General features: G+C 35.8%; 27 protein-coding genes. 20 read left to right on the forward strand and 7 right to left on the reverse strand.

The window, feature by feature from the left end:
• The first annotated feature begins 5 nt into the window (after positions 1 to 5).
• The 5 genes from hfq to glnA all read left to right on the forward strand — a co-directional run bounded on the left by hfq (position 6) and on the right by glnA (position 3,826).
• The gene (gene hfq / locus ACEPXG_RS07100; protein ID WP_391208815.1) at positions 6 to 227 is read left to right on the forward strand and encodes an RNA chaperone Hfq; all 222 of its coding nucleotides are present in this window, start codon (positions 6 to 8) and stop codon (positions 225 to 227) included.
• 71 nt (positions 228 to 298) lie between these two features.
• The gene (locus ACEPXG_RS07105) at positions 299 to 601 is read left to right on the forward strand and encodes a rhodanese-like domain-containing protein (protein ID WP_391208817.1); all 303 of its coding nucleotides are present in this window, start codon (positions 299 to 301) and stop codon (positions 599 to 601) included.
• 80 nt (positions 602 to 681) lie between these two features.
• Positions 682 to 1,932 (forward strand): aminotransferase class I/II-fold pyridoxal phosphate-dependent enzyme, encoded by a 1,251-nt coding sequence (locus tag ACEPXG_RS07110; RefSeq protein ID WP_391208819.1) that lies wholly within the window; start codon positions 682 to 684, stop codon positions 1,930 to 1,932.
• A gap of 136 nt (positions 1,933 to 2,068) precedes the next feature.
• A complete protein-coding gene (locus ACEPXG_RS07115; RefSeq protein ID WP_391208822.1) occupies positions 2,069 to 2,479 on the forward strand; it encodes a MerR family transcriptional regulator in 411 nt (136 codons plus the stop codon).
• A gap of 12 nt (positions 2,480 to 2,491) precedes the next feature.
• A complete protein-coding gene (glnA, locus tag ACEPXG_RS07120; RefSeq protein ID WP_391208824.1) occupies positions 2,492 to 3,826 on the forward strand; it encodes a type I glutamate--ammonia ligase in 1,335 nt (444 codons plus the stop codon).
• Between the two features lie 457 nt (positions 3,827 to 4,283).
• On the opposite strand, the gene ACEPXG_RS07125 is transcribed toward glnA, so the two are convergent.
• Positions 4,284 to 4,457 (reverse strand): YjcZ family sporulation protein, encoded by a 174-nt coding sequence (locus ACEPXG_RS07125; protein ID WP_391208826.1) that lies wholly within the window; start codon positions 4,455 to 4,457, stop codon positions 4,284 to 4,286.
• 406 nt (positions 4,458 to 4,863) lie between these two features.
• Between ACEPXG_RS07125 and ACEPXG_RS07130 the strand changes: the two genes are divergently transcribed.
• Positions 4,864 to 5,235 carry a hypothetical protein gene (locus ACEPXG_RS07130; protein ID WP_391208828.1) on the forward strand — a complete coding sequence of 124 codons (372 nt, stop codon included), beginning with the start codon at positions 4,864 to 4,866 and terminating at the stop codon, positions 5,233 to 5,235.
• Between the two features lie 202 nt (positions 5,236 to 5,437).
• Here ACEPXG_RS07130 and ACEPXG_RS07135 read toward each other — a convergent pair whose 3' ends face one another.
• Together ACEPXG_RS07135 and ACEPXG_RS07140 are read right to left on the reverse strand one after the other, a co-directional pair.
• Positions 5,438 to 5,599 carry a hypothetical protein gene (locus ACEPXG_RS07135; RefSeq protein WP_391208830.1) on the reverse strand — a complete coding sequence of 54 codons (162 nt, stop codon included), beginning with the start codon at positions 5,597 to 5,599 and terminating at the stop codon, positions 5,438 to 5,440.
• Between the two features lie 1,128 nt (positions 5,600 to 6,727).
• The gene (locus ACEPXG_RS07140; protein WP_391208832.1) at positions 6,728 to 7,120 is read right to left on the reverse strand and encodes a DUF1259 domain-containing protein; all 393 of its coding nucleotides are present in this window, start codon (positions 7,118 to 7,120) and stop codon (positions 6,728 to 6,730) included.
• Between the two features lie 260 nt (positions 7,121 to 7,380).
• On the opposite strand from ACEPXG_RS07140, the gene ACEPXG_RS07145 reads away from it, so the two are divergent.
• The 6 genes from ACEPXG_RS07145 to ACEPXG_RS07170 all read left to right on the forward strand — a co-directional run bounded on the left by ACEPXG_RS07145 (position 7,381) and on the right by ACEPXG_RS07170 (position 11,802).
• Positions 7,381 to 7,977 carry a peptidoglycan DD-metalloendopeptidase family protein gene (locus ACEPXG_RS07145; protein ID WP_391208834.1) on the forward strand — a complete coding sequence of 199 codons (597 nt, stop codon included), beginning with the start codon at positions 7,381 to 7,383 and terminating at the stop codon, positions 7,975 to 7,977.
• 438 nt (positions 7,978 to 8,415) lie between these two features.
• Positions 8,416 to 9,228 carry a substrate-binding periplasmic protein gene (locus ACEPXG_RS07150; RefSeq protein WP_391208837.1) on the forward strand — a complete coding sequence of 271 codons (813 nt, stop codon included), beginning with the start codon at positions 8,416 to 8,418 and terminating at the stop codon, positions 9,226 to 9,228.
• 18 nt (positions 9,229 to 9,246) lie between these two features.
• Positions 9,247 to 9,888, forward strand: coding sequence for an amino acid ABC transporter permease (locus tag ACEPXG_RS07155; RefSeq protein WP_391208839.1), 642 nt, complete (start codon positions 9,247 to 9,249; stop codon positions 9,886 to 9,888).
• A gap of 14 nt (positions 9,889 to 9,902) precedes the next feature.
• The gene (locus ACEPXG_RS07160) at positions 9,903 to 10,649 is read left to right on the forward strand and encodes an amino acid ABC transporter ATP-binding protein (protein ID WP_391208841.1); all 747 of its coding nucleotides are present in this window, start codon (positions 9,903 to 9,905) and stop codon (positions 10,647 to 10,649) included.
• A 20-nt stretch (positions 10,650 to 10,669) separates the two neighbouring features.
• On the forward strand, positions 10,670 to 11,089 hold the full coding sequence (locus ACEPXG_RS07165; RefSeq protein WP_391209824.1) for an OsmC family protein: 420 nt from the start codon (positions 10,670 to 10,672) through the stop codon (positions 11,087 to 11,089).
• A gap of 143 nt (positions 11,090 to 11,232) precedes the next feature.
• Entirely contained in the window at positions 11,233 to 11,802 is a 570-nt protein-coding gene (locus ACEPXG_RS07170; RefSeq protein ID WP_391208843.1) for a manganese efflux pump MntP family protein, read from the forward strand.
• Between the two features lie 118 nt (positions 11,803 to 11,920).
• Here ACEPXG_RS07170 and ACEPXG_RS07175 read toward each other — a convergent pair whose 3' ends face one another.
• Positions 11,921 to 12,136 carry a hypothetical protein gene (locus tag ACEPXG_RS07175; protein ID WP_391208845.1) on the reverse strand — a complete coding sequence of 72 codons (216 nt, stop codon included), beginning with the start codon at positions 12,134 to 12,136 and terminating at the stop codon, positions 11,921 to 11,923.
• A gap of 165 nt (positions 12,137 to 12,301) precedes the next feature.
• Positions 12,302 to 12,919, reverse strand: a complete 618-nt coding sequence (lexA, locus tag ACEPXG_RS07180) for a transcriptional repressor LexA (RefSeq protein WP_151699570.1) — start codon at positions 12,917 to 12,919, stop codon at positions 12,302 to 12,304.
• A gap of 170 nt (positions 12,920 to 13,089) precedes the next feature.
• On the opposite strand from lexA, the gene ACEPXG_RS07185 reads away from it, so the two are divergent.
• The 5 genes from ACEPXG_RS07185 (at position 13,090) to ACEPXG_RS07205 (ending at position 16,824) form a co-directional block, all read left to right on the forward strand.
• Positions 13,090 to 13,407, forward strand: a complete 318-nt coding sequence (locus ACEPXG_RS07185; protein WP_391208847.1) for a LysM peptidoglycan-binding domain-containing protein — start codon at positions 13,090 to 13,092, stop codon at positions 13,405 to 13,407.
• Positions 13,404 to 14,051, forward strand: coding sequence for a recombinase family protein (locus ACEPXG_RS07190; RefSeq protein ID WP_391208850.1), 648 nt, complete (start codon positions 13,404 to 13,406; stop codon positions 14,049 to 14,051). Before ACEPXG_RS07185 ends, ACEPXG_RS07190 begins: the two co-directional genes overlap by 4 nt.
• Before the next feature lie 65 nt (positions 14,052 to 14,116).
• A complete protein-coding gene (locus ACEPXG_RS07195; RefSeq protein ID WP_151699573.1) occupies positions 14,117 to 14,350 on the forward strand; it encodes a DUF896 domain-containing protein in 234 nt (77 codons plus the stop codon).
• Positions 14,351 to 14,435: 85 nt separating this feature from the next.
• Positions 14,436 to 16,436 (forward strand): transketolase, encoded by a 2,001-nt coding sequence (tkt, locus tag ACEPXG_RS07200; protein ID WP_391208852.1) that lies wholly within the window; start codon positions 14,436 to 14,438, stop codon positions 16,434 to 16,436.
• 166 nt (positions 16,437 to 16,602) lie between these two features.
• The gene (locus tag ACEPXG_RS07205) at positions 16,603 to 16,824 is read left to right on the forward strand and encodes a YneF family protein (protein WP_151699575.1); all 222 of its coding nucleotides are present in this window, start codon (positions 16,603 to 16,605) and stop codon (positions 16,822 to 16,824) included.
• Between the two features lie 22 nt (positions 16,825 to 16,846).
• Here ACEPXG_RS07205 and ACEPXG_RS07210 read toward each other — a convergent pair whose 3' ends face one another.
• Complete coding sequence (locus tag ACEPXG_RS07210; RefSeq protein WP_391208855.1) at positions 16,847 to 17,776, reverse strand: alpha/beta hydrolase; 930 nt, start codon at positions 17,774 to 17,776, stop codon at positions 16,847 to 16,849.
• An 11-nt stretch (positions 17,777 to 17,787) separates the two neighbouring features.
• A complete protein-coding gene (locus tag ACEPXG_RS07215) occupies positions 17,788 to 18,684 on the reverse strand; it encodes a hydroxymethylglutaryl-CoA lyase (protein WP_391208858.1) in 897 nt (298 codons plus the stop codon).
• Positions 18,685 to 18,828: 144 nt separating this feature from the next.
• On the opposite strand from ACEPXG_RS07215, the gene ACEPXG_RS07220 reads away from it, so the two are divergent.
• The 3 genes from ACEPXG_RS07220 to ACEPXG_RS07230 all read left to right on the forward strand — a co-directional run bounded on the left by ACEPXG_RS07220 (position 18,829) and on the right by ACEPXG_RS07230 (position 20,712).
• The gene (locus ACEPXG_RS07220) at positions 18,829 to 20,010 is read left to right on the forward strand and encodes an acetyl-CoA C-acetyltransferase (RefSeq protein ID WP_391208859.1); all 1,182 of its coding nucleotides are present in this window, start codon (positions 18,829 to 18,831) and stop codon (positions 20,008 to 20,010) included.
• Between the two features lie 19 nt (positions 20,011 to 20,029).
• The gene (locus ACEPXG_RS07225) at positions 20,030 to 20,281 is read left to right on the forward strand and encodes a YqkE family protein (RefSeq protein ID WP_391208861.1); all 252 of its coding nucleotides are present in this window, start codon (positions 20,030 to 20,032) and stop codon (positions 20,279 to 20,281) included.
• A gap of 212 nt (positions 20,282 to 20,493) precedes the next feature.
• On the forward strand, positions 20,494 to 20,712 hold the full coding sequence (locus ACEPXG_RS07230; protein ID WP_391208863.1) for a hypothetical protein: 219 nt from the start codon (positions 20,494 to 20,496) through the stop codon (positions 20,710 to 20,712).
• Positions 20,713 to 20,806: the final 94 nt, after the last annotated feature.

A 20,806-nucleotide genomic window follows, 5' to 3' on the forward strand; every position in this document is an offset into this window, starting at 1 on the left:
TTGGGATGAAACCAATAAATATTCAAGATAATTTTTTAAATCAATTAAGAAAAAGTGATATTTTTGTAACCGTCTTTTTATTAAACGGCTTTCAGTTAAAAGGGTATATTAAATCGTATGATAATTTTACTGTGTTGCTTGAATCAGAAGGTAAACAACAGTTAATTTATAAGCATGCCATTTCAACTTTCGCTCCATCTAAAGCAGTCAATATTAATGTAGAATAGTATTTAATAATTGACATATAGAAATGTTCCTATTACTATTTGTAGGAATATACATGGAAAGTGGCGATTGAATGATGAATTTAATAATGACTGAAGAACTATTGCAAAAGTTAGATGCTGGCGAACAATTCAGTATTATTGATGTACGTGAAAGCGAAGAGGTAGCAAATGGAATGATTCCAGGAGCAGTACATATCCCTTTAGGTCAAATTGAGTCTAAGTTCGATCAAATTGACAAGTCTACTCCACAATATATTGTTTGTAGATCTGGAGGACGTAGTGCAATGGCTTGCGAAATTCTAGAGGAAAACGGTTTTAGTGTAACGAATGTGGTTGGTGGAATGTTGGATTGGGAAGGCGAATTACAGTTTTAAGAATAAAAGAGAAAGGCTAATTTCACTTTGGAATTAGTCTTTTCTATTTGTATTGAAAACAACTTTCAGGAGAGAATGACATGAATTTTATAACAACATTATCAAAAGAAGTAGTCGAGTTTGCAGAAAATATGGAATCGAAAATTGCGAGCTTTCATAAAGATATAGAAAAAATAGCATTTTATAATCAACAAAAAGTAATTTCCGCATTTAAATCGCATCATGTAAGTGACCATCACTTTCATCCTTCAACTGGCTACGGCTATGACGACGAAGGTCGGGATACATTGGAAAAAGTATATGCAACAACATTCGGTGCAGAAGCGGCTCTTGTCAGACCCCAAATCATATCAGGTACACATGCGATTTCGATTAGTTTGTTTGGTGTATTGCGTCCGAATGATGAATTGCTTTACATAACAGGAAAACCATATGATACGCTTCAGTCGATTGTGGACGGTGGTGGGGAAGATACAGGGTCATTAGCAGATTTTGGTATAGGTTATCAGCATGTTGATTTGCTAGAAACGGGGGCAGTTGACTGGGAAGTGGTAGAAAATGCAGTAAAAGATAATACGAAAGTAATTGCTATACAACGTTCGAAAGGGTATGCAGTCAGACCGTCTTTTACAGTAGAACAAATTAAGGACATGGTGCAAAAAATTAGATCAATAAAAAAAGATGCAATCATTTTTGTGGATAATTGCTACGGAGAATTTGTTGAAGAGCTAGAACCTACGAATGTTGGTGTCGATTTGATGGCTGGTTCACTTATAAAAAATCCAGGTGGTGGTCTTGCTAAAACAGGAGGATATATAGCTGGTAAAACGGAATTTGTGACGAAATGTGCATACCGAATGACATCCCCAGGAATTGGAGCGGAAGCTGGTGCTTCACTAAATACGTTACTAGATATGTACCAAGGATTTTTCCTAGCTCCTCATATTGTTTCGCAAGCTGTAAAAGGGGCCATTTTTACTTCTGCAGTTTTAGAAGAAGTAGGAATGAAAACAGAACCACATTTTTCTGAGAAAAGAACAGATCTGATTCAATCGGTTTCGTTTCAGACAGCTGAACAAATGATTCAATTTTGTAAAGCAATTCAACTACATTCCCCTGTAAATGCTCAATTTGCTCCAGAGCCTGCTTATATGCCAGGCTATGAGGATGATGTTATTATGGCCGCAGGAACCTTCATTCAAGGATCTAGTATGGAATTAACCGCAGATGGGCCAATCCGTCCACCTTTTACTGCTTTTATTCAAGGTGGTTTGACATATGAACATGTCAAATATGCTATTTTAGGAGCCGTTCAAACGTTGTACAAATAAACAATTACGCCACTTTCAAGTTAAAAAGGAAGTGGTTTTTTTTATTTATTTTTCCTATGTTAGTTTACCTGACATCAAATTGACAAGAAAGCTGACATGATATATAGTGTTACTATATTCAACTGGGGGTGCAGTGATGGAAAAGGAATGGAGACGTTCGATGGCTTTGTTATCTATGAATATCGTGATGCAGTTAACAGGTTTAACAGCAAGGCAAATTCGTTATTATGAAGAGCACGAACTAGTCCAACCTGCACGAACAGAAGGAAAGCAGCGTATGTTTTCGCTGGATGATGTCGATCTTTTATTAGAAATAAAAGATATGATATCCTCAGGAGTAAACATTGCGGGTATTAAACAAATATTTGAAATGAAAAACAACACAACTTCCACCAAAGAAGTGCAACAAGCTATTTCCGATGCACAATTACGAGCAATCTTCAGAGAAGAAATGCAAATTGCGCAAAGACACCAACGCGCATCATTAAGACAAGGGAACTCTCTCGCTTTTAAAGTTAAAGCGGGGTTCATATATAAAAATCAATAGGAGAGTGAAATAATGAGCAAGTATACAAAAGAAGACATAAAAAGATTCGTTCAAGAAAATGAGGTGAATTTTATTCGTCTTCAGTTTACTGACATCCTTGGTACGATTAAAAACGTTGAAATTCCAGTGAGTCAGCTCGATAAAGCTCTCGACAATAAAATGATGTTTGATGGCTCTTCTATTGAAGGGTTCGTTCGCATTGAAGAATCGGATATGTACTTAGTACCAGATTTAAATTCATGGGTAGTGTTTCCTTGGATTACAGGTACAGGTAAAGTTGCTAGACTAATCTGTGACGTGAATAAAGCAGATGGAACACCTTTTGCTGGAGACCCACGTAATAACTTAAAACGAGTTCTAAAAGAGATGGAAGAGTTAGGATTTACAAGTTTTAACTTAGGACCTGAACCTGAATTTTTCTTATTTAAACTAGATGCACAAGGAGAACCAACGCTTGAACTAAATGACCATGGCGGTTATTTTGACCTAGCGCCAGTAGATTTAGGTGAAAACTGCCGTCGTGATATCGTACTTGAGCTAGAGGAGATGGGTTTTGAAATTGAAGCATCTCACCATGAAGAAGCTCCTGGACAACACGAGATAGACTTTAAATATGCAGATGCATTAACTGCTTGTGATAACATCCAAACATTCAAGTTAGTAGTTAAAACAATTGCTCGTAAACATGGTTTACATGCAACGTTTATGCCAAAACCACTTTTTGGAGTAGCTGGATCTGGAATGCACTTTAACGTTTCCCTATTTAAAGGTGAAGAAAATGCATTTTTTGATGAATCCGCTGAAAATAAAATGAGTGAAACTTCTATGCAGTTTATGGCGGGGGTATTAAAGCATGTACAAAGTTTTACAGCTATTACAAATCCTACAGTAAACTCCTATAAACGATTAATACCAGGTTATGAAGCTCCTTGTTACGTTGCTTGGTCAGGTCAAAATAGAAGTCCTTTAATTCGTATTCCTTCTTCAAGAGGCTTAAGCACTCGTATTGAAGTTCGTTCTGTTGACCCTGCTGCAAATCCATACCTTGCTATGGCGGTTATTCTACAAGCAGGACTCGATGGTATTAAAAACAAATTAACACCACCACCTGCAGTGGATCGCAATATTTATGTCATGACCGAAGAAGAAAGAAATGAACATGGTGTCTACAACTTGCCATCTTCACTTCATGCAGCCATTAAAGAACTAGGTAAAAATGAAATAATTCGTGGTGCACTTGGTGAGCATATTTACGCAAACTTTGTAGAAGCTAAAGAGATTGAGTGGGATATGTTCCGAACGGCTGTTCATCCGTGGGAAAGAGAACAGTATTTGAAGATGTACTAAGCTTATAAACACTAGGTTTATGAAGTATATTGATGAGGTGGTTTAATTTAATTGAGTCTGCAAAATCATTCACACTCCATACGAAACCCAAAAAATAAGTAAAGAAAATAATATTTATCAACTTATGTAATTCCTTAAAAACATCGTTCAGTCGTAAGTCGACTTGTTCGGTGTTTTTCTTTTTTATTTTTTGAAAATAAGCTTTAAAAGTACTGGGGGTAGAACACGGGGAAATAGTAATTGAACTAGTTCATTGTTAGTCGTCAGCAAAGCGCTTAATATGAAGTCATGTGATCCATCTAAAAATTTCGTGCATTAATCAATATTCTCAGAGCCTCTCTCATATGCTTGAACCCCTCAATTGCAAGGGTATCTCGAGTTTATGCAGTTTTCATGAAATAAGACAGGTATAAAACCTGTCTCAGATGTACTCAAGATATTGACTTTAATCTCTTAGCTAGCAACCACAACCGTATCCTCCGCCGTAACCGCCGCCACAATATCCTCCGCCGTAACCGCCACCAGTGTTTAAGAAACTTGCGCCAATAATAATCAAAAGAATAAACAGAACAATAATTAAAGCGAATCCTGAACCATTTCTTTGCCCGTATCCACCAACTGCTTCACTCAAATTGTACACCTCCTCTATATGGGATAGTTCATTCTATGTCGATTAAAAAAGTCTGTGTGATTAATCTGTTTGGTTTTTAGAAAATATTTTAAAGAGGCATTCTGTTGATGGGTAATTTTGATACTAAAACACAGACGCCTCTCAAGGGTGGTGTGATGGTGTAACAGGTAGTTTTATATAATAGCTTATTCAATTATTAGAAAAGTATCAGGGCGTTGTTCTTACGGGAAAATAATTAAGTAAGCTATTTGTAAGAAGCATTCCATCATAATTTTGATAAAAAAGCTATACTTAATTTTAAAGGTAAATAATCGTGGGCCGAGAGGGTTGAAGTGCTATACCTTTTTAACTATTGATAATAATTTGGTAAGACCGATAACAATAGAAATAGGTTAGAGGTGTTAGTATGGATATTAATGAATTAATGAAAAAAATGAATGAAGTTATGGATAACTTAGATTTTGTTTCTGCAAGAAAAATTATGGAAGAAAATATGGAATTAATTAATGAGAATAGGCATCTTCTAAGAAGTAATGCAAGATCATTGTTACAGATTTTGAAAGACAATACTGAACCCCACACAAAACCATTAAATAGAATTGAAATGAGCGCGGTACATGCCATTAATGCATATGCTTCAAAATTTGATGTTAGAGGTTTGAGAATGTCGATCAAAAGCAATTCGGATCTTTTGATGAGGAAAGACATAAAACAATATTTGAACGAAGATGCGAAAACATTATTAATTGGAATGAAAGCTATTCATATCGATGAATAAGTCGATTCTATTGAATGCCTGTTGATTAACCACTTTTTTACCAGTCGTTCCTTCCTTATTTTTGCAAAGGAATACGACTCGTATGGAGGTGCTGTGTAAGAAAGTGACGCTTACTTTCGATACAAGTGATTCTATAATAAACTGATTATGTTTTTTGAAAAATGGAAGAAGGGATCCGCATTCTTATTTCGTTTGAGACTTTTTATTGGTCATTAAAAAGCTGGTTTTGCTCGTCCTGTTGCAAAATAGTTAAAGCCTCATTTAATAGATAAATATCTATTAGTATTTGCTCTTTAATAGACAAATTGTCGCATTTATCGTAATCGTCTAATAAAAGTTTGAGCTCATGCTTCATAAGTGTCATAGGTCATTAATCCCTTCTTTGGTTCTTTATAATTACTTTTATTATGCGCTATTTTTGGGGAAAAAGAAATAGTTGAATTTAAGTCTAATTAAAGATTTTCGTATTAGTTTTTTACTTTTAACCACGTCTGTTGATTAGCTAATTATTCCCAATAGCATATGTGAATTAACTAAAGATAACCAACAAATTATACTTTAGAAATAATGCGCAGTATTCCTCCGCGCTTGCCGCACCTTGCATGAGCCAACTCGTGCTTCGCCCGAGTGGGTCTCATCCTACGGATCATGCGGCCCGACGCGGCTCCGGCAATAAGTATCCTCATTTTATAAAAAATCCAATAAATGGATAAATGAGACATAACAGGTTATGAACGCGACAAACGTCTCTTAGTAAAGCCTTTACCTGGCATGAGATGTGCCTATTAATGGTGCACTATTTCAATGTTGAGCATATGCCTTAATATTGTAGGATAATCGCTCTGATTAGCTAGCAAACTTCATTGGATTGGAGCGGCAGGCGGCGACTCCAGACGGAGGCCAACAGGATGTTGGTCACGAAGGCGTTGCCACACGATGTGGCGCTCTTAGCCTTCGTACCTCGGAGACAGATGTGCCATCACAAGAGGCGCGCATGCGACGGTGCTGGCTCATCGCTCCCCCGCGGAAAGCTTCCGCCTAGAGCGGAAATCCTAGCGGTTAATGAGTCGCACTATTTCTAAAGTCTCCAAAGTAAACCGAAAACGTGTAAATGCAAATGGATTCTATTAACTTTTTTACTAAAATTCAAGAAAAGGTTAATTAACAGACGTGACTTTTAACTTAAATAGTTTAAATAATTCAAGGGCTATATCATTTTAGAAGGTGGCACCAGATAAAAATACATAGTATTTATTGATCAAGAAGTGCCGAACGGATGAAATATTATTGGCCGATTCTAAAAGAAGGACAGGATTTAGTCTCTCATTTTCAAATCTTATGCACCTTGTTTAGAATGCGTTGGACAAACACCCGCTACAAGACCACAAGATCACCGAAAAAGGATCGTGAAGTGACGCAGTCACTTCGCGATCCTTTTGAATTCTAACGGTAATAGTAAAATGGTTCATTTTAAAGTATTTTAAATCTCTTCCTAATGATTTAATACCTGAAATGCTTTAGCAAACTTGTGTGCAAAAGATAAAGGGGATTCAACAGATTGAAAGTGTACATATAAAATAGTTGGATTGGTGAAGATCCAGTGGTTGTGAATAGCGCTAACTATTAAATTATTATTCACTAAAGCTTTAACAAATTCGGGTAATTCTTCTTGAAGCACTGCTACTTCCCCAAGGTTCAATGCACTTCCTTCGTAATCTAGCGATTCAAATGTTATTCCTGCAGGAAGTGCACTTCTACTAGGACGGCCTTGAATGGTAACGTTTAGATTACGCTCCAGTTCTACTGAACAAGCACCTTGTTTTACACTAGCTTTTCCTTTAACGATTTGTCCATATTGATTGCAAATATCTTGAATGTTCTCCAACGACACACGCTCCTGATTAAAATTAATGAGAAAAAGTTAATTACCTCTTTTCTAAAATATGGGTGAAGGAAAGTAAATGAATCTTGTCCAAAAGAGACGTTGAAAAGTTAGGGGAGAGAAAAGGAAACAAAACAAGAAAATATTATTTGAATAAAGTAATGAAGATTGACTATGTATTCTAACTAGTAATTGCATTTATTAATAGAGTGAAGCATTGGTTTGTACAAGCGGATCCAAAAGAATTGAAAGGAGGGAAATATATGTTATTTTTTAAGCCTTGTGAAGGACGTATCACCTCACGTTTTGGACAGTTGCGAAAAAACTCTGAAACTAATACTTCAAGGTTGCACAAAGGGGTAGACTTTGGTAGTGATGGAAGTCCAAGAATTATTGCAGCAGCAGGTGGTATAGTGACGAGAGCAAAAGTTATAGAGGGATATGGTAATACAGTAACAATTGCTCATCAACTAAATGGCAAAGATTACGAAACATTGTACGCCCATCTCAAATCAATCTCAGTTAAAGTTGGACAGGTCGTTAAACGAAGTCAACAAGTCGGTATAAAAGGAGATACAGGAAATGCTACAGGAGTCAACTTGCACTTTGAAATTCATATTCCAAAATATGCTGCCGGTCAACCGAATGCAGTAAATCCTTTAAATTATATCGTCGTTCAGGAAGTGGTAGAAATACAGAAACTTTTAGTAAAAGCAGGATATAAGATTGTTGTGGATGGAATTGAAGGGCCGGCAACTGTTGCGGCGATTAAAGCATTTCAAAAATCTAAAGGATTAACACCTGACGGAATTGTAGGACCACTAACACTCGATGCGTTAAAAAAGAGTAAAAACAGTTAGAGCAGAGATACTAAAATAAGAAAAAAGACTTATCCGCTATTCTTTGGATAAGTCTTTTTTCAGGTATGTAAGGAATTAATGAATTATTTATTGAATGAAAATGCTCTTGATAATTTAATGAAAAATTAATGTTATTACTAATCAATATGGGGAATAATCATATTAACAATGAAAATTTTTATATAAAAGTGTTAAAAGTATGTCCTAGAATATATTTTAAACTTCTTAACGTACAAGGTTGACTAGATAGAAAACTCAGAATAATGTAGAGTAGTTGACTAATGAATAGTAATCTTATAGGATTTAAAAGATTAATGAATCCGTCAAGATAAATGATGACTAGTATCAAGTGGATATAGAACAACTGGTTAAAAAACTGTTCAAATTGAAATTTATTTTTTTTGTTTGTTTGGTGTATAAAATAAGGAGGAAAATGTGATGAAAAAAAGTAAGGTTTTATTGGCTCTAGCAGTAATGACGGCCTTGTTGTTAGGAGCTTGTGGTAATAATTCGACTAAAGGAAACGATAAAAATTCGTTAAAAGCTATTCAAGATAAAGGTGAAATGACAGTAGGCATAATGGGTACTTATGCACCTTACAATTTTATGAATAAAGAGAACAAATACGATGGCTTTGACGTGGATATTGCAAAAGAATTATCGAAACGATTAGGTGTAGAAGCGAAATTTGTTGCTCAAGATTTTTCTGGACTTATACCTGGATTACAAAAAGGTAAATTCGACATTTTAATAAGTCAAGTAACCATAACGGACGATCGTAAAAAACAAATTGATTTTACAGAACCATATATTACAAATGATGTAAAAGTGATTGTAAAAGAGGATAATACAACGATTCAATCTGTAGAAGATTTCAAAGGGAAGAAAATTGCCGTAGGATTAGGAACTAATGATGAAGCATTTTTACGTAATGACTTAATGCCAAAAGTAGGAGACTTTAAAATCAATACGTATGATGATGTAATCACCACCTTAAAAGATTTAGAAGCAGGTCGGGCAGATGCAACAATTAATAACGTATACGCATTAAAACCTATTATTGAAGAAAATGGATTTAAAGTAAAAGTTGTTGGTTCACCTATAAAATCCGATAAAGCTGCCGTAGCTGTGAAAAAAGGGAGTACGGACCTAGTAGATGCGTTAAATAAAGCATTGGCTGATATGAAACAAGACGGTACATATAAAAAAATCTTCTTAAAATGGTTTGGGGAAGAACCTGTAGTTGATTAAAGAAAGAAGGTATTTTCTATGGATGTGGTAATTGATAATTTGCCCTTTTTGCTGAAAGGGGCTTATTATACATTATTAATTACAGTGGTATCTATGTTCTTCGGTTTGATTATTGGTTTAATTACAGCGATTGCTCGTTTAAAAGGTAATCGTTTCTTTCGTACAATAGCGAGAGTGTATGTATCAATTATTCGAGGAACGCCGCCACTTGTTCAAATCGTCATTGTATATTATGGTCTTGTTGATTATGGCATTGAATTAGGAGCGCTCACAGCGGCTTATATTGCACTGAGTATTAATATTGGAGCTTATGTTTCAGAAGCATTCCGCGGGGCTATTCAAGCAGTGCCAGTAGGACAAACTGAAGCTGCGCTTGCGACAGGGATGACGGAGGGGCAAGCTATTCGACGTATTGTCATCCCACAAGCAATTCGCATCGCTATACCAACACTTGGTAATACATTTGTAGGTATGTTAAAAGAAACTTCATTAGTATCGGTTATTGCTGTAACAGAGTTATTACGTTCTGCTCAGTTATTAGTCGCGCAATATTATGTGTATATGCCATTTTATTTATCGATTGCAGTGATGTACTGGATTATGAGTACGTTATTTACATTTATTTTAAACAAAATAGAGAAACGACTATCGGTATACTAGAGGGGGGGAAAGTTTTGATACAAGCAATAGATTTATCCAAAAGCTATGGTCAACATGAGGTGTTAAAACATATTTCATTGACGATTCCTGCTCATCAAGTTGTCGCAGTCGTTGGACCAAGTGGTTCAGGAAAAAGCACTTTTTTACGTTGTATAAATGGACTAGAAACAATCACGAGCGGATCTATTTCTGTTAATGATCATCTATTACAAGCAACAAATAAGAAAAAGGTACGCCAAAAAATAATTCATGCCATCCGTCAAGATACCGGCATGGTGTTTCAGCAATTTAATTTATATCCACATAAAACGGTTATCGAAAATGTAATGGAAGCTTTAATTGTCGTCAAGAAACAATCAAAAGAACTTGCAAAAAAAATGGCTACCGAGTTATTGAAACGTGTTGATCTCCAAGAAAAAGAAGGTGTTTATCCTTCCAAACTATCAGGTGGCCAACAACAACGTGTTGCAATTGCTCGTGCACTTGCAATGGAACCACAAATCATGCTATTTGATGAACCGACATCAGCGTTAGATCCTGAACTAGTTGGAGAAGTACTAAAAGTGATGAAAGAATTAGCAGATGAAGGAATGACGATGGTGATCGTAACACATGAAATGAATTTTGCCCAAAATGTCGCTGATCGTATTTTGTTTATGGCGGATGGACGGATCATCGAGGATGCGGAACCAAAGGCGTTCTTTGCGCATCCCGTTACAGAGCGTGCACAAAAATTTTTAGCAAAAGTAAAAGAATTTTAAGAGCAGAAAGGTTGATAACGATGGAAGTAAGAGCGATATGGGAAGGAGGACGTGCTTTTGAAGCAAAAGGTCCTTCAGGTTATCCGATGAATATGGACGCAACACCTAATTATGGAGGGGAAGGTCAAGCGCCTACACCAACAGAAATGTTACTTAGTGCTCTAGCAGGATGTATTGGAATAGATGTGACGATGATCTTAAAACCACATTTAGAAAAAATGGAGTCCATCGAAATAATAGTTAAGGGTTCTAGACGAGAAGAATTGCCAACTGCGTTTACTGCAGCTGAGCTTTTATTCGATGTAAAAGGGGATATTGATGCGAAAAAAGTAGTTCGTGCGATTAAACTGGGAGAAGAAAAATATTGCGCTGTATCCGCGTCGTTGAAGGCTGACATCACTCATCGTTTAATCTTAAATGGTATAGAAATTGAATTTTAGGAAAACAGTTTATGGTGTTTTTTGAATAATAAATACAAAATAAGTGAATCAATTTCAATTAACTCAACTAAAGTGTTATTTAACAAAAAAAATTCTTTTGCATATCCTTATAAATAGAGATCAATGGTCTTGGGGAGGAAAATATGCATTGGATAACAATTATCCTGATAGGGATAGCAGCTAATTTAGACAATTTAGGAATAAGTTTGGCCTATGGAATAAAACAAACTAAAATCCCTATATTTTCGAACGTAACAATTGCAATTATTTCTATGGTGGTCTCTTATGTTGCAATCGTAAGTGGAGAACTAGTCACATCGTATATTCCAACCTTACTTGCAAACTTCTTAGGTAGTTTCCTACTATGTATTATTGGTTTGTGGACTATTTTATCGAATAGATTTTCGAATAAGGATTCTTCCAATAAAACAGAAAACATTGATAAAGATGGAAACAATATCATTTCAATTAGAGAAGCAATTACCTTAGGATTTATCTTATCTGTAAACTGTTTGGTAAGTGGAATTGCAATTGGAGCAAGTGGAATTTCTGCTATTTGGACAGTTATTTCTATTGGATTTTTTTCAGTTTTAACAGTTGGAATTGGAAGTCGTTTTGGTTTGTTACTTAATAAAACGTTTATTGGTAACTATTCAATAACCATTTCGGGATGGTTACTTATTTTTATTGGGATTTATGAGATGTTTGACTAAGCTTTTTAAAGACTTCTACTATAAATTTGTAGAGGTTTTTTTATAGTTTTCGAAGTAATAATAACTTTAAATGTTCATTCACATGCGATAGATTATTTATCACGATCTTTATCTATATTTAGGGTATAAATTTCAGCAGAAACGGCAGATTTAAATTTTGACTACCTCTTTTGTTTTTGGCTTTTGCATCTTTTGCGACGCCACCTTTATATATTTTATTTAGGTATTTACAATTGCTAAAGTAATCTTCCGCTTCATGACCTGCTTGTGGTGCAGCTACGAAAAACTCCAAAATTAGTATCGTAGAAAGCAATGCAAGTGCAAAACCATTCACATTAATTTTTCCGATTTTTCAATATCAAAATAAAAACCCCTCAACCAAAAAGGTAAAGGGGTTTTTTCGATGACTAAAACGAAAATGTCCACTTTTCGTTTTAGTATGATATCGGCTCTACATAATAGTAAGCTTTATAGTAGAATATGTCAAGTTACAGAGGATTTATTGCATATGACGATATACACCAACAACTTTACCTAGTATCGTTACTTCATTGACGATAATTGGATCCATCGAAGAGTTTTCTGGTTGCAGACGGAAAAAAGATTTTTCTTTAAAGAAACGTTTTACAGTTGCTTCATCATCTTCTGTCATAGCAACAACTATTTCGCCATTATTAGCAGATTGTTGTTGTTTAACAACAACATAATCTCCATTTAATATTCCTGCTTCTATCATACTGTCGCCCATAATTTCAAGCATGAACAAGTGATCATCTGATGTACCGAAAGTTTCAGGAAGTGGGAAAAACTCTTCCACATTTTCAATTGCTGTAATTGGAAGTCCAGCGGTTACTTTACCGATTAAAGGCACGTGAACTACACCTTGTTTTTCTATCGAATTTGCACCGTTTAGTATCTCGATTGCACGTGGTTTAGTAGGATCTCTTCTTATCAATCCTTTACTTTCCAATCTAGCTAAATGGCCATGTACAGTTGAGCTAGAAGCTAGTCCTACTGCTTCACCTATCTCGCGTACGGAAGGTGGATATCCTTTTTTTCGTACTTCCTCTTTTATAAACGCTAAAATATCTTCTTGTCTTTTAGATGCTTTCTTCAATACATTCACCTCTTTTAAATAATATTAATTTATTCTTTCTTATTTACAGTATATCAGTCTCTAAAACAATATGCAAACATAGGTTCTGAAAAGGTGTTGACAAAAAACATGTGTTCGTTTTATTATAAAGTTGTACAAACGAACAAGCATTCTAAAATGGGGGTTTTTTGATGAAACTATTACAAAAAAATTATTTTATCACTTTATTTATAGGTTTAAGTCTATCTTTTATTATGACATTTGTTATTTTTAATTCTCAAAGTGAAAGTGAAAATTATCCGATCACAATAGAACGTGGAGATTCGTTATGGAAGCTTGCTGATAAATTTGGTTCTGAAAAGTCAAAGGAAGCTTGGATAAATGAAGTAATGGCATTAAATAACTTACATACTGCACATATTAAAGCGGGAGATACACTGTTTATCCCCAATGGATCAGAACGTATTCATCATGATTATTCCACAGAATTAGCAGGTGTTAGTCGATGAAAGCAGTCATTTATTGCCGAGTTAGCACAGAAAAGGAGACACAAGAAACATCATTACTAAGGCAGGAAGAAGAGTTATCACAATTTGCTGCTCATCAAGGCTATGAGGTAGCAGATGTATTTGTAGATAAACATAGTGGCTATGACATTGAAAGAGATGGACTTCTTGATTTATTATCCTTTGTAAAAGAACAACAAATAAAAGCTGTGTTTGTGCAAGATGAGACTCGTATTGGTCGTGGTAACGGTAGAATGGCCGTATTACATCTATTGCAGAAAACGAATACATCCGTTTTTACTTTACAAGACAAAGGAGTTTTAAATTTAAATGAAATGGATTCAATGTTATTAGAAATTCTTGCATTAGTAGAAGAGTACCAACGGAAACTACATAATGCGAAAATTAAACGAGGAATGAAGCGTGCGGTTTCCCAAGGATTTCGCCCAGAGAGTAATTTAAAAACACGGGGTAACCCTGAAGGTAGGGACCGCATTGAAGTTCCAGTTCAAGAAATAGTAAGATTACGTCATGCAGGTTTAACTTATGAAGAAATTGCATCCACATTAAAAGGATTAGGTTTTGAAATTAGTAAAGCAACTGTAAATAGACGATTTATTGAATTTATTGATACACACGAAGGTTAAAGGCTTGCACTCTGTGTGTTTTTTCCTTACCTTTAAATTAGAATAAAATTTAAAGGGTGAATCTTATGTTAAGTAAAGAAAAAATTGCACGAATAAGTGAACTTTCAAGGAAATCAAAATCAACTGGATTATCTATTGAAGAAGCAAAAGAACAAAGTGCATTAAGAAAAGAATATTTAGAGACATTTCGTGCAACAATGAGGGATACAATCGAAAGTGTAAAAGTAATAGACCCTGCTGGTAATGATGTCACTCCTCTTAAAGTAAAACAGGCTAAAAAAGGGAAATTTCTGAATTAACTAATCATTAAGAAACCATTGATAATGCATACATTGTTGTCTAAACTAGAAGTATAGAAAAAATTAGCTCGAGAGGATGTTACAAATGTCATTACAATCAGATTTGCTTGCAATTAATACCATTCGTACTTTATCTATTGATGCAATAGATAAAGCAAACTCCGGTCATCCAGGTCTTCCGATGGGGGCCGCACCAATGGCATATACGCTTTGGACAAAACATCTACGCCATAACCCAAATAATCCAAACTGGTTTAATCGTGACCGTTTTGTTTTATCAGCGGGGCATGGATCTATGCTTTTATATAGTTTACTTCATCTTGGTGGGTATGACTTACCAATGGAAGAGATTAAGAATTTCCGACAATGGAATTCAAAAACACCAGGTCATCCCGAGTTTCGTCATACAGCGGGTGTAGAAGCAACAACTGGGCCACTAGGGCAAGGGATTGGAATGGCTGTAGGTATGGCAATGGCAGAGGCACACTTGGCCGCTACGTACAATCGTCCAAACTTTGAAGTTGTGGATCATTACACATTTGCACTTTGTGGAGATGGGGATTTAATGGAGGGTGTAGCAGCAGAGGCAATTTCGCTTGCTGGACATTTACAATTAGATAAATTAATTGTTTTATACGATAGTAATGATATTTCTTTAGATGGTGACTTGCATAAATCGTTCTCTGAGAAAATAGAAAAACGTTTTGAATCATATGGATGGAATTATATTTTCGTGCAAGACGGAAATGACATTGAAGCTATTTCCACTTCAATTGAAAAAGCTAAATCTCAAAACGATAAACCCACAATTATTGAGGTTAAAACAGTAATTGGATTTGGTTCACCGAACAGAGCAGGGAAATCTGACGCTCATGGTATGCCACTTGGAAAAGAAGAGTCACTATTAGCGAAAGCGGCTTACAAATGGTCATCTGAAGAAGATTTCTATGTGCCAGAAGAAGTATATGAAACGTTTAAAGAAGCTTCTAATCTTCTTGGTGTTGCAGAAGAAGGAGCTTGGAATGAAAAGTTTAATGCGTATTCTTCGGAGTTTCCTGAACTTGCAGCTACTTTAAAACAAGCAATTAGCGGAGATCTACCTGAAAACTTTGATACTGCGATGAAAGCTTATGAAGAAGGGACATCACATGCAACTCGTTCCGCTTCAGGCGATGCCATTAATGCTATAGCACAAAACTTACCATCTTTCTTCGGAGGTAGTGCGGACTTAGCTGGATCAAACAAAACGACGATGAAAAATGCAGGAGACTTTTCTGCTGACAATTACGAGGGTAAAAACATTTGGTTTGGTGTACGTGAATTTGCTATGGGCACTGCTCTTAATGGTATGGCGCTTCATGGTGGGTTACATGTGTTTGGTGGTACGTTCTTTGTATTCAGTGACTATGTAAGACCAGCGATTCGACTATCTGCTCTTATGGGACTTCCAGTAACGTATGTGTTTACTCATGATAGTATTGCGGTAGGGGAAGATGGTCCAACACATGAGCCAATCGAACATTTAGCTTCACTACGAGCAATGCCAGGTTTATCTGTAATCCGTCCTGCAGATGCTATTGAAACAAATGAAGCATGGAAGCTTGCGGTTTCATCGAAAGATCATCCGACTGTACTTGTTCTTTCAAGACAAAACTTGCCTACCCTTAAAGGATCAGTGGAGCAAGCAAGCGAAGGCGTTTCAAAAGGTGCATATATTGTTTCTCCAAGTGATAATGCGGAAGCAATACTTCTTGCAACTGGATCAGAAGTTAGTCTTGCGGTGGAAGCACAAAAAGCGCTTGCAAACGAAGGAATTCAAGTATCTGTAGTATCTATGCCATCATGGGATCTTTTTGAACAACAAGATGATGCATATAAAAAATCAGTACTTCCATCACATTTAACGAAACGCCTTGCTATTGAAATGGGTTCTTCTCTTGGATGGCATCGTTATGTTGGGTTTGAAGGAGATGTTATCGCCATCGACAAATTTGGCGCTAGTGCACCAGGTGAAATTGTGATGAGAGAATACGGTTTCTCTGTAGAAAATGTCGTTACTAAAATGAAAAATTTACTTCAAAATTAAAACATATGAGGTAGTTCGAGTGACTCCGGAAAAGGGAACTTCGAGCTACCTCTTTTTCATAATTATTTTTAAAATTATAATTAAATATAGAATGCATTAAGAATCTATAGTATAATTTTCAATGGTGTCTTGTACACGTAGACAAGATCGTAAAGGAGGAGAAATTATGTTAGCTACATGGATTTGGATTATTATCGTAATCGTTGCGTTAATCGGTGGTGCAGCAATTGGATTTTTTGCAGCACGTAAATATATGATGAAATATTTAAAAGAAAATCCACCTATCAATGAACAAATGCTTCGGATGATGATGGCACAAATGGGTCGTAAGCCTTCTGAAAAACAAGTAAAACAAATGATGAATCAAATGAATAAAATGCAAAAATAAAAGCACTCACTTTCGAGTGCTTTTATTTATTTAGTAAATTATTTTGTTGTAAAAAATCTGCAACTACTTGTTCGTATTCTTCACTATTTTCATTAAATGATTTGGCATGAGCCCCTAATTCAAATAGTTTTAATGATTTTGGACCTTTTTTCTTCTCATACAATTCTTCGGTCATGTTAGGAAGTATAAAATCATCTTGTAAACTATGGATAAAAAGTACAGGTTTTTCTATATGATCCACTACATCGATGGGAGATACAAGATTTAATGTATAGCCGTCTCGCACTTTTAAGAATAAGTTCGCAAATCGTATTGCTAAGCTGGAGCGAAGTGGCGTAGTTTGACGCATAATATTCATCACTTGGTCCTCGAAATCTGAAAAAGAACAATCAGAAATATAAAAATCTGCGTCATCTTTTATGGAACCTGCATACAGTAGAGTAGTTGCTGCACCCATCGATTCTCCGTGAATTCCAATAATGGCATTGTCACCTGCTCGCTCTCGCACTACTTCAATAATGGATTGTAAGTCAATCTTTTCATAAAAACCAAAACTAGTTGTTTTTCCACCAGAATCTCCATGGCGCCGATGATCATATACAACGCTGTTAAATCCTAGTCGTTCAAACATTCGTACAAATCTTAGTGAATTAATTTTATTTTCCGTTACGCCATGACAAATAACGACATAATTATTTGTTGGTAATGGTTCTACAAATATCGCTTTAAGCGAGTAACCGTTTTTTGACTCAATCCATTTTTCGGTTTTATTGACGGTATTAAACCAAGCTTCGTCAAAGCGTTTAGATGTAATCTCTCGGTTTAATATAAATTTATCTTCTTTTTTCTTCATATACATGAGCTTATTTGTCACAAAATAGCCCAAAACAGTAGCGGTAGCGGTTAAAATACTAGTTAATACACTAGTCCAAATGATTACACGTTTTTTCATCGCAACAACCCCTAACTATTTTTTCTTAGTTTATACATTCCTGTCTCAATTGGTCTAGACACATAAGGTGCAATTATATCAATAGCATTTACCAATAGGTCAAGATGAATATTTGTGTCAATATTCATTTGGTGTAGCATATTCACAACATCCTCCGTTGCAACATTTCCGGTTGCACCTGGAGCAAAAGGACAACCACCTAATCCGCCTGCGGAGCTATCGAAACGATCCACTCCTGCTTGAAGTGCTGCAAAGATATTTGCCAAGCCCATTTTTCGTGTATCATGAAAATGTGCTGTAATTAGAGTAGTTGGAAACTCACCTTTAATTAGTTCAAATAGCAAATAACTTTCTTTTGGATTAGCCATTCCTATAGTGTCTGCCACACTTAATTCATTTACACCCCACGAGACAAATTCTCTACATAATTCGATTGTTTTAAGAGGATCTATAGCTCCTTCGTATGGACAATAGAAAGCGGTAGAAATGCAAGCTCGAACAAACTGACCTTCTTTTAGTAGCGATTCTACTATAGGTTTAAGCCCAACCATACTTTCCTGGGTTGTTTTATTAATATTTTTTTTATTAAAGCTATTTGATACGCCTACAAAAACAGCAAAACTATTAGCACCCGCTTGTTTGGCAAGTTCTACACCTTTCTCATTTGGTGTTAGTACAAATTGTCTACCCTTTTTTGTGGCACTTTCAATAATTTCTTTTGCATCTTTCATCTGTGGCACCCATTTTGGTGATACAAATGAGGTCAACTCCATCTCTTCGACACCGGCTAATTGAAGCTTTTCGATAAATTCTAATTTTACTCCTGTAGGTACTTCGTTTTTCTCATTTTGTAATCCGTCTCTCGGACCGACCTCGATAATTGTCACTTTCTTTGGTAAACTAAACATAATCATCCCTCCAACTATATTGTAAGGAATGGATGGTTCAACAAGCAAACTTTAATTTTTATTCGGAAGAATTAAATTAAAGAATAAGGCGGATACAATCGTCGATGGGAATTTTATATTAGGGGATTATGAGGAGGAAATAACATGTCAAACGAAGTAGTTATCGTAAGTGCAGTAAGAACTGCTATTGGATCATTTCAAGGGGCTTTAAAAGATGTTCCAGCAACTAAACTAGGTGCAATTGTAATTGATAAAGCGTTAGAAAAAGCAGGAGTTTCAAAAGATTTAGTGGATGAAGTCATTATGGGGAATGTACTTCAAGCAGGACTTGGGCAAAATCCAGCAAGACAAGCTTCTATCCAAGCAGGATTATCGGTATCCGTACCAGCACTAACAATAAATAAAGTATGTGGGTCTGGCTTAAAAGCAATCCATCTGGCAACACAAGCAATCATTGCAGGAGATGCAGAAATCATCGTGGCTGGCGGAATGGAAAATATGAGTCAAGCTCCTTATCTATTGAAAAATGCTAGAGATGGCTTCCGTATGGGAGATCAAAAAGTGGTGGATAGTATGATTTCGGATGGATTATGGTGTGCATTTAATGATTATCATATGGGAATCACTGCTGAAAACTTATGCGATCAATATAATATCACTAGAGAAGAGCAAGATGCTTTTTCTGCTAGTTCTCAGGCCAGGGCGGCAAATGCAATCGAAGAAGGAAAATTTGTGGATGAGATCATTCCAGTAGAAATTCCGCAGCGAAAAGGTGACCCAATCGTATTTGATACCGACGAATATCCGAAAAAAGGCTCAACGCAAGAAAAATTAAGTACACTTCGTCCAGCATTTAAGAAAGATGGATCCGTAACTGCAGGAAATGCTTCTGGTATTAATGACGGAGCAGCAGCTGTAGTTGTAATGTCTAAAGCAAAAGCTGATGAGCTAGGTTTAAAACCACTAGCGACAATCGTTGCAAATGCGTCAGCAGGAGTAGATCCAAGTGTGATGGGAATTGGACCAGTAGAAGCAGTGAAAAAAGTATTAAGTAAATCACAAATTTCACTTGCTGACATTGATTTAATTGAAGCGAATGAAGCATTTGCTGCACAATCAATCGCAGTAGATCGAGAGCTTTCATTTGACCAAGAAAAATTAAATGTAAATGGTGGAGCTATTGCTCTGGGCCATCCTATAGGAGCAAGTGGAGCTCGTATTTTTGTTTCATTACTTCATGAAATGGTAAAACAAGATGCAAAAACAGGGCTTGCGACACTTTGTATCGGTGGAGGTCAAGGAGTAGCTACTATCGTTAAACGCTAATATAAAGAAGGTGAATTAATTGGCAAAGAAAAAACAAAGACAATCCGTAAAACCTGCTGTTCCAAAAGAAGAGGGAAATGGTCTTTTCGAACAACTTTCATCAGATGTGCTTGCTAAACTAAAGGAAACAAAGAAACAACTAGTGGCGGCGGAACAAGAGAAAGAGGAAGAAAGACAAGCACAACTTCTTTTTGAGAAAAAGCAAAAAGAAAAAAACAAATCATTTGAAGAATTACTCGATGAATATGGATACGGTGGTTCGAAGTTTTAGGTGAAGCACTGCGATTAAAATAAAAAGGCTGGTTAGAAATCTAATTAACGGATTTCTGGGTAGTCTTTTATTTAGGCTATTTTCTAAAAGATTGTTGTTTTAAAGCTATTTGCAATTTTCCGGTTTTCCGTTAAAATTTGTGTAGATATTTAAACGGATAAAATGAAAATATTTTAAAAGCCTTTGATGAAAATGATGTAAAGCTGAATATTATGGTTGAATGCAAAGATATTCCAATGGTTGTTGCACTTGTTAATCGAGGATTAGGTATAACCATCATTCCGAGAATGTACTATAAATCCTTGTTTTTCAAACATTTTAAGATATACGAACTTCAACAATTTGATTTTAGTGTAGAACCAGTTATGATGAAATTAAAAGATGAACCAATTTCAAAAGCAGCTGCACAATTTTGGGTAATGATGAACTAACTCATTCTTATACACAATCTAAGAGGGCGACGGACAAACATTCGCCGCAAGATTACCGAAAAAAAGGATCGTGAAGTGACGCAGTCACTTCACG

The organism is Psychrobacillus sp. L4 (assembly GCF_042944905.1).
Taxonomy (GTDB): Bacteria; Bacillota; Bacilli; order Bacillales_A; family Planococcaceae; genus Psychrobacillus.

What these genes read in the sequence shown, in the direction of transcription:
- hfq (WP_391208815.1), top strand. Translation starts at nt 6, where the DNA reads ATGAAACCAATAAATATTCAAGATAATTTTTTAAATCAATTAAGAAAA.
- ACEPXG_RS07105 (WP_391208817.1), top strand. Translation starts at nt 299, where the DNA reads ATGATGAATTTAATAATGACTGAAGAACTATTGCAAAAGTTAGATGCT.
- ACEPXG_RS07110 (WP_391208819.1), top strand. Translation starts at nt 682, where the DNA reads ATGAATTTTATAACAACATTATCAAAAGAAGTAGTCGAGTTTGCAGAA.
- ACEPXG_RS07115 (WP_391208822.1), top strand. Translation starts at nt 2,069, where the DNA reads ATGGAAAAGGAATGGAGACGTTCGATGGCTTTGTTATCTATGAATATC.
- glnA (WP_391208824.1), top strand. Translation starts at nt 2,492, where the DNA reads ATGAGCAAGTATACAAAAGAAGACATAAAAAGATTCGTTCAAGAAAAT.
- ACEPXG_RS07130 (WP_391208828.1), top strand. Translation starts at nt 4,864, where the DNA reads ATGGATATTAATGAATTAATGAAAAAAATGAATGAAGTTATGGATAAC.
- ACEPXG_RS07135 (WP_391208830.1), bottom strand. Translation starts at nt 5,599, where the DNA reads ATGACACTTATGAAGCATGAGCTCAAACTTTTATTAGACGATTACGAT.
- ACEPXG_RS07145 (WP_391208834.1), top strand. Translation starts at nt 7,381, where the DNA reads ATGTTATTTTTTAAGCCTTGTGAAGGACGTATCACCTCACGTTTTGGA.
- ACEPXG_RS07150 (WP_391208837.1), top strand. Translation starts at nt 8,416, where the DNA reads ATGAAAAAAAGTAAGGTTTTATTGGCTCTAGCAGTAATGACGGCCTTG.
- ACEPXG_RS07155 (WP_391208839.1), top strand. Translation starts at nt 9,247, where the DNA reads ATGGATGTGGTAATTGATAATTTGCCCTTTTTGCTGAAAGGGGCTTAT.
- ACEPXG_RS07165 (WP_391209824.1), top strand. Translation starts at nt 10,670, where the DNA reads ATGGAAGTAAGAGCGATATGGGAAGGAGGACGTGCTTTTGAAGCAAAA.
- ACEPXG_RS07170 (WP_391208843.1), top strand. Translation starts at nt 11,233, where the DNA reads ATGCATTGGATAACAATTATCCTGATAGGGATAGCAGCTAATTTAGAC.
- ACEPXG_RS07185 (WP_391208847.1), top strand. Translation starts at nt 13,090, where the DNA reads ATGAAACTATTACAAAAAAATTATTTTATCACTTTATTTATAGGTTTA.
- ACEPXG_RS07190 (WP_391208850.1), top strand. Translation starts at nt 13,404, where the DNA reads ATGAAAGCAGTCATTTATTGCCGAGTTAGCACAGAAAAGGAGACACAA.
- ACEPXG_RS07195 (WP_151699573.1), top strand. Translation starts at nt 14,117, where the DNA reads ATGTTAAGTAAAGAAAAAATTGCACGAATAAGTGAACTTTCAAGGAAA.
- tkt (WP_391208852.1), top strand. Translation starts at nt 14,436, where the DNA reads ATGTCATTACAATCAGATTTGCTTGCAATTAATACCATTCGTACTTTA.
- ACEPXG_RS07205 (WP_151699575.1), top strand. Translation starts at nt 16,603, where the DNA reads ATGTTAGCTACATGGATTTGGATTATTATCGTAATCGTTGCGTTAATC.
- ACEPXG_RS07210 (WP_391208855.1), bottom strand. Translation starts at nt 17,776, where the DNA reads ATGAAAAAACGTGTAATCATTTGGACTAGTGTATTAACTAGTATTTTA.
- ACEPXG_RS07215 (WP_391208858.1), bottom strand. Translation starts at nt 18,684, where the DNA reads ATGTTTAGTTTACCAAAGAAAGTGACAATTATCGAGGTCGGTCCGAGA.
- ACEPXG_RS07220 (WP_391208859.1), top strand. Translation starts at nt 18,829, where the DNA reads ATGTCAAACGAAGTAGTTATCGTAAGTGCAGTAAGAACTGCTATTGGA.
- ACEPXG_RS07230 (WP_391208863.1), top strand. Translation starts at nt 20,494, where the DNA reads ATGGTTGAATGCAAAGATATTCCAATGGTTGTTGCACTTGTTAATCGA.